Below are 1,177 nucleotides of genomic sequence, written 5' to 3' on the forward strand. Positions count from 1 at the left end.
CCCGGCTGGCGGCGGCGTTGACGCCGGAGGTGGACGCGGTGCTGGCCCGGCACCCGCTGCGGGAACTGGTCACCACCTCCGACCCGCTGCCCCTGCTCGTGGAACGCGAACGCGCCCTGTACGGCGCCTGGTACGAGTTCTTCCCCCGCTCCGAGGGCACCCCCGAACAGCCCCACGGCACCTTCCGCACCGCCGCCCGCCGCCTGCCCGCGATCGCCGCGATGGGCTTCGACGTCGTCTACCTCCCCCCGATCCACCCCATCGGCACCACCCACCGCAAGGGCCGCAACAACACCCTCTCCGCCACCCCCGACGACGTCGGCGTCCCCTGGGCCATCGGCTCCCCCGAAGGCGGCCACGACGCGGTCCACCCCGACCTCGGCACCCTCGACGACTTCACCTGGTTCGTCGGCCAGGCCGCCTGCCACGGCCTGGAGATCGCCCTCGACTTCGCCCTCCAGTGCTCCCCCGACCACCCCTGGGTCCACAAACACCCCGAGTGGTTCCACCACCGCCCCGACGGCACCATCGCGCACGCCGAGAACCCGCCGAAGAAGTACCAGGACATCTACCCCGTCGCCTTCGACGCCGACATGGAGGGACTGGTCACCGAGACCGTCCGCGTCCTGCGCTTCTGGATGGGCCACGGCGTGCGGATCTTCCGCGTCGACAACCCCCACACCAAACCCGTCGTGTTCTGGGAGAAGGTCATCGGCGAGATCAACCGCCAGGACCCCGACGTCATCTTCCTGGCCGAGGCCTTCACCCGCCCCGCGATGATGCACACCCTGGCCCAGATCGGCTTCCAGCAGTCCTACACCTACTTCACCTGGCGCAACACCAAGCGCGAGCTGACGGAGTACCTCACCGAACTGTCGGGGGACGCCGCCTCCTACATGCGGCCCAACTTCTTCGCCAACACCCCCGACATCCTGCACGCCCACCTCCAGCACGGCGGCCGCCCCGCCTTCGAGGCCCGCGCCGTCCTGGCCGCCACCCTCTCCCCCACCTGGGGCATCTACAGCGGCTACGAACTGTGCGAGAACACCCCCCTGCGCGAGGGCAGCGAGGAATACCTCGACAGCGAGAAGTACCAGCTCAAACCCCGCGACTGGGCCCGCGCCGCACGCGAGGGCACCACCATCGCCCCCCTCATCACCCGACTCAACACCATCCG

The 1,177-nt window shown here is 70.0% G+C and carries 1 protein-coding gene; it reads left to right on the forward strand.

Translation table 11 applies throughout. The features are described 5' to 3' along the window. The coding region (locus tag ACFW47_RS35210; RefSeq protein WP_386289137.1) for a maltotransferase domain-containing protein at positions 1-1,177 on the forward strand (1,177 nt) is incomplete at both ends.

The organism is Streptomyces sp. NPDC058796, from assembly GCF_042745235.1.
In the GTDB taxonomy this organism is placed as follows: Bacteria; Actinomycetota; Actinomycetes; order Streptomycetales; family Streptomycetaceae; genus Streptomyces.